The organism is uncultured Campylobacter sp. (assembly GCF_938030815.1).
Taxonomy (GTDB): domain Bacteria; phylum Campylobacterota; class Campylobacteria; order Campylobacterales; family Campylobacteraceae; genus Campylobacter_B.
The window spans coordinates 1-5,038 of record NZ_CALHII010000158.1; the positions used below are offsets into that span (position 1 = coordinate 1).

The 5,038-nt window shown below is 47.9% G+C and carries 7 protein-coding genes; 6 read left to right on the forward strand and 1 reads right to left on the reverse strand.

The genetic code is table 11. From position 1 onward, the window contains the following. The 6 genes from Q0277_RS06235 to Q0277_RS06260 form a co-directional block, all read left to right on the forward strand. A partial coding sequence (locus Q0277_RS06235) for a TRIC cation channel family protein (protein WP_297996555.1) occupies positions 1-304 on the forward strand: 304 nt, incomplete at its 5' end. Continuing rightward, positions 301-1,470: an acetylornithine transaminase gene (locus Q0277_RS06240; RefSeq protein ID WP_297996557.1), complete on the forward strand. Its 1,170-nt coding sequence runs from the start codon at positions 301-303 to the stop codon at positions 1,468-1,470. The genes Q0277_RS06235 and Q0277_RS06240, both read left to right, overlap by 4 nt. Then, positions 1,467-2,564: an SAM-dependent methyltransferase gene (locus Q0277_RS06245; RefSeq protein ID WP_297996559.1), complete on the forward strand. Its 1,098-nt coding sequence runs from the start codon at positions 1,467-1,469 to the stop codon at positions 2,562-2,564. Before Q0277_RS06240 ends, Q0277_RS06245 begins: the two co-directional genes overlap by 4 nt. Beyond that, a complete protein-coding gene (locus tag Q0277_RS06250) occupies positions 2,564-2,896 on the forward strand; it encodes a hypothetical protein (protein WP_297996561.1) in 333 nt (110 codons plus the stop codon). Before Q0277_RS06245 ends, Q0277_RS06250 begins: the two co-directional genes overlap by 1 nt. After that, positions 2,889-3,566: an RsmD family RNA methyltransferase gene (locus Q0277_RS06255; RefSeq protein WP_297996563.1), complete on the forward strand. Its 678-nt coding sequence runs from the start codon at positions 2,889-2,891 to the stop codon at positions 3,564-3,566. The genes Q0277_RS06250 and Q0277_RS06255 overlap by 8 nt, the downstream gene beginning before the upstream one ends. After that, complete coding sequence (locus Q0277_RS06260) at positions 3,563-4,330, forward strand: TIGR02757 family protein (protein WP_297996565.1); 768 nt, start codon at positions 3,563-3,565, stop codon at positions 4,328-4,330. Before Q0277_RS06255 ends, Q0277_RS06260 begins: the two co-directional genes overlap by 4 nt. A gap of 8 nt (positions 4,331-4,338) precedes the next feature. On the opposite strand, the gene Q0277_RS06265 is transcribed toward Q0277_RS06260, so the two are convergent. Next, entirely contained in the window at positions 4,339-4,959 is a 621-nt protein-coding gene (locus Q0277_RS06265) for a hypothetical protein (RefSeq protein ID WP_297996567.1), read from the reverse strand. Positions 4,960-5,038: the final 79 nt, after the last annotated feature.

Below are 5,038 nucleotides of genomic sequence, written 5' to 3' on the forward strand. Positions count from 1 at the left end.
CGTAGGGGCGATGGTTGCGCTAAGCTACAACCATAACGTTTTCGGCGTGGTGCTAATCGCGTTTTGCAACGGCGTGGGCGGCGGCATTTTGCGCGACGTACTGCTGAACGAAGTGCCGTGGTTTTTACATACGGGGCTTTATGGCACGATAAGCATGGGCGTGGGCTTAATATATTTCGTGCTTGATGGATTGGGGCTTAGCGGTGCCTTTTCGGTGATTATTTTGCTGGTTTTGGGGGTTGCGTTTCGCATGGTGGCTTATTACAAATCTTGGCATCTGCCTAAAGTGGAGTACAAACAATGAACTATTTAATGGATAATTTTGCGCGCGTAAACGTGGCGTTGGTAAGAGGCGAGGGCTCGATAGTCTATGACGAAGCGGGCAAGGACTACGTGGATTTTGGCGCGGGCATCGGCGTAAACTGCCTTGGGCACGCAAACGAGATTGTCTTAGAAGCGATCGGCACGCAAGCCGCGCAGATCATCCACGGCTCGAATATCTATAGAATCCTGCCTCAAGAAGCCCTGGCTCAAAAGATTAGCGAGCTTTTGGGGTATCGCAGCTACGCCGTGTTTTGTAACTCTGGCGCGGAGGCTAACGAAGCGGCGATCAAAATGGCGCGCAAGTACGGCACCGTAAATTTTCCTAATAAAAAATTTGAAATTCTAACTCTGCGAAATTCCTTCCACGGCCGCACGCTAGCGACGCTGCAAGCTACCGGGCAGGAAAAATTTCATCCGGAAATTTTTGCCCCCTATATGCCCGGGTTTAAATTTTTCGACGATATCGAGGAGATCATCGCGCACATCGATGAAAACAGCGTCGCCGTGATGATCGAGCTAGTCCAGGGCGAGGGAGGTATCAAGCCTCTGGATAAGGCTAGCGTGCAAAGACTCGCGGCTGTTTTGAAAGAGAAAAAGCTGCTTTTGATCACCGACGAGGTGCAGTGCGGCGTATATCGCACGGGCGAGTTTGCGACGTCGCAAATTTACGGCATCCGCCCCGACATCATCACTTTTGCCAAAGGGCTTGCGGGCGGCGTGCCGATCGGCGCGTGCGTGGCGCAGCAAAACATTTTCGCTCCGGGCGAGCACGGCAGCACCTTCGGCGGTAACTTTTTGGCGACCTCTACGGCGCTTGCGGTGCTTTCGCAGCTAGAGTTTTTAAAAGCGAGCGGTAAGCTTGATAAGACTATAAAAAGATTTATCAAAAAACTAGACGGGCTCGCCGCAGACTATCCTAGCCTGATCGAAAAGCGCGTGGGGCTCGGTCTGATGCAAGGCCTCGTGCTGCGCGATGAAAAAAATCTGGGCGAGATCTTTAACAAAGCCCTGCAAAACGGACTTTTGATCCTAAAATCCGGCAAGCGTACCCTTAGATTTTTGCCTGCGCTAAATATCAAAAAACCGGAGATCAAAGAGGGCTTTGCGCGCCTACGCAAGAGCCTGGATGAGATAGTGCGGGCGTGAAATTTAGCGATTTTTTCGAGGGCTGGCTAAACGAGAGCTACTACGCAAATGCCGCTAAAATAGGCAAGAGCGGCGATTTTTACACCGCCGTGAGCGTAGGAAGTTTTTTTGGGATATGCATCGCGCGCGAAATTTTACGCCTAAGCGCGGATTTTAGCGCGACGCAAGAGTTAAGCTTAGACGCGGCGATAAGCTCGGGCGCATCGCATCAAAACATTGCGGTTAATCCTGACGAACTAAATTTAGATGTCGCGCTCGCAAAAAAATCGCAAAATAGCGCTAAAATCGCTATCGTAGAGATCGGCTCGCACGACGGGCGGCTGCTTTGCGACATAGCGCAAGCTATCTTTACGCTAGGCGGTGCGGCGGCGCTTGATAGATTTAGCTTTGCGATCATCGAGCCGCACGAGCGTCTGCGCGAGCTACAGCGGGCGAGCTTTGCGGAGAGCTTCGGCGGCGAAATCGCGCTAAAGCACTTTGCGAGCGTACACGAGGCGAAATTTAAAGATGCGATCTTTGTGGCAAATGAGCTTTTCGACGCCTTTAAATGCGAGGCGGTGGACGGCGAAAATATGCTTTTTATCGAAAGTGGCGCGGCAAAATTTGCTCCCATAAAAGAACGTGAAATTTTGACCCTCGCACGCAGATTCGGCATATCGCGCGGCGAAATCCCGGTCGGATACTTTCGCTTCGCGTGCGAAATTTGCGCCAGCGCGCAGCGGTTTTATTTCATAGCCTTCGATTACGGGCAGATGGGCGCTAGCGGCGATTTTAGCCTGCGGATTTACCGAAACCACGAGGTTTTCAGCTTCTTTGAGGTGCAAAGTTTAAGCGATTTTTACGGCAAGAGCGATCTTACTTACGACGTAAATTTTGAAATTTTGCGTGCTGCGTTTGAGGACGCGGGCGCCGTCACGACGGATTTCAAAAGGCAGATCGCGGCTCTCATAGACTTCGGCGCGGTCCAGCTTTTAGAGCTTTTTATGCAAAAAAGCGGCGAGAAGGGCTACCTAAACGCGCTTTTGCAGTTTAATCACCTGCGCGCGGAGTTTGGTGAGAAGTTTAAGATGATAAAATTTAAAAAGGGGCTTTGATGAAAGCTTTTATCGATTGCGACTGCGAAATTTTGCAAAAAACGCTGGAATTGTTTTTAAAAGATCATGCCGCAAGTGCGCAGGATTGCGACTTTATAATAAGCGACGAGCTGCAAAGCTCGGCAAAACCGCTCTTTTTGATCGGCGAGGATGGAGATTTGGCACTACCTTTTTCAAAGGATACGCTGCTATCTAGGCTGGAGGATTTTCAAGGCTCGCTAAAGCGGGATCTTGGCGACTACCATGCGGCGAGCGCGGAAGCCGAAATTTGCGCGCTGTTTGATGAGTTTAAGGTAAGAATCATCGAAATTTTAAGAAGGCAAAATGGCTAAATTTTCCAAACCTGACGGCGCGCTCTTTACGCAAATTTCAAGCGGTATTTATAGGGGTAAAAAGCTCGCTCTGCCCGCGCTTTCGAGTACGCGCAGCACGAAAAGCATCGTAAAGGGCTCGTTTTTCGATACTTGGCGGGCGGAGTTGCGCGGCGCGGCGTTTATCGAGTGCTTCGGCGGTAGCGGCGCGATGGCGCTTGAAGCGCTAAGCAACGGCGCAAAAAACGTTTATGCGATCGAAAAGGACGCCGCCGCGCATAAGATAATGCGGAAAAATTTCGAGCTTTTTGGGCTCGGCGCAAATGCGATTTTGGGCGATTGCTTCGAACGACTGCCCGAAATTTTGCACGATCTGCAGGCGAATATGAATGAATGCTCTGCCGTAAATTTAAGCGAAAGCCAAACCGTAAATTCCAACGAAAATTCCGTCACCGATCCCGCGCGTAGAGTGTTTGTCTATCTGGATCCGCCGTTTGCGATCAGGCAGGGCTTTGGCGAGATTTACGAGCGGGTGTTGGCGCTGATAGCGCGCCTGGGCTCCGCGCAGTGCGAGCTGCTAATCGCGATCGAGCATATGAGCGAGCTTGAACTGCCGCCTAAAATCGGCGATTTCGCGCTGCTTAAATCGCGTAAATTCGGCGCTACGACGATGAGTTACTACGTAAAATGAAAAATTTAAAGCAAATTTTGGATTATTACGCCGATTTGAAAAATTGCGACGCGGATCTTTTTGGCGCGCCCGATCCGCTGCAGGTCGCAAAGGGACATCGAAACGACGTCGTAGCGCTCATCTGCGCGCTGTTTGCTTACGGGAGCGCAGCTCAAATTTTAAAATTCCTCCGCTCGCTTGATTTTTCTCTTTTAGACGGGAGCGATGAGCGCATGAGAGCGGAGCTTACGGGCAAAAAGTATAGGTTTCAAAGCTCGCGCGACGTCGCTGAAATTTTTATAACTTTAAAGCGGCTTAAAAACAGCCTCAGTATCGAGGAGAGCGTGCTTTGCGGCATGCAAAAAAACGGACGGATCGAGGATGGGATAAATTTTTTAATCGGCGAGATTTACAGATTAAATCCCTACCGCAGCCAGGGGTATGAGTTTTTTTTCGGGCGCGGCTTCGCGCAAAGGCCCACGTCGCCGTACAAGCGCTACAATCTTTTCCTGCGCTGGGCGGTACGCGACAGCGACATCGATCTGGGACTGTACAAAAAGATCGAAAAATCGCGCCTCCTCATCCCGCTCGATACCCACACGCATAAAGTTTCGCTTAAGCTTGGGCTGATCGATCGCAAGAGTTACGATTTTGAGGCAGTTTTGCAGCTTACGCAAAGCTTAAGGCGCTTCGATCCGAGCGATCCCATCAAATACGACTTCGCGCTGTACCGCCTCGGACAGAGCGGCGAGATAGATAAAATTTTACCTTCACTGCTTGATTAATTCTAGCTTTAATTGCACATACCGAATGGACCAAAACACTCAGAGAATAATCTATTCTTTTGAATTATATTTTCTCCTGGATAGATAATAATTTCGTGTCCTTGCTTTTGCCAGATTTGTCCATTTTTTGCGCTTATGGTAGATACATCTAAGTGAGCTGTTGAGCCATAGACTAAATATATTTTATCAAATATATCACTATAGCCTAGATAATGAAAAAACGGCGCTGCAAACGTGATCTTTTTGAATTTCGTTAGATTGCTATCTTGAGCGACACAATTGGATTTATTGGAGGGTTTGTAGCCGTTTTCAATGAGTTTTTTTTCTGCTATGCCGTTAGTAGAATTTAACTTTACGTAATGAACATAGCAGATTTCATCTAGACTATCTGCGGCATTTGGTTGAATTTTTCTACGATACAAAAGTAATCCATCCATATCTGCATTCTCTGTTAAAATATTTAATTCTTCCAAGTTATTGCTCTTTACGTTCCAAAAATCATTATATGGTTTTAAATAAATTGACGCAATAATAAATGCTATTATTAATATGATGATTGCCCCTAAAATAGATACGCTTATGATGAAAATTTTTAAAATCAGATCTATGATTTTTTTGAAACTATTCATTTTTATCCTTACTTTTACTATTATAGCACACGATTAGCCACTGCGATGTATGACGGTTAAAATTTAAGTCTATCTTTTG

Excerpts from the sequence above, each read along its gene's own strand:
- Q0277_RS06240 (WP_297996557.1), top strand. The coding sequence starts at position 301 with ATGAACTATTTAATGGATAATTTTGCGCGCGTAAACGTGGCGTTGGTA.
- Q0277_RS06250 (WP_297996561.1), top strand. The coding sequence starts at position 2,564 with ATGAAAGCTTTTATCGATTGCGACTGCGAAATTTTGCAAAAAACGCTG.
- Q0277_RS06255 (WP_297996563.1), top strand. The coding sequence starts at position 2,889 with ATGGCTAAATTTTCCAAACCTGACGGCGCGCTCTTTACGCAAATTTCA.
- Q0277_RS06260 (WP_297996565.1), top strand. The coding sequence starts at position 3,563 with ATGAAAAATTTAAAGCAAATTTTGGATTATTACGCCGATTTGAAAAAT.
- Q0277_RS06265 (WP_297996567.1), bottom strand. The coding sequence starts at position 4,959 with ATGAATAGTTTCAAAAAAATCATAGATCTGATTTTAAAAATTTTCATC.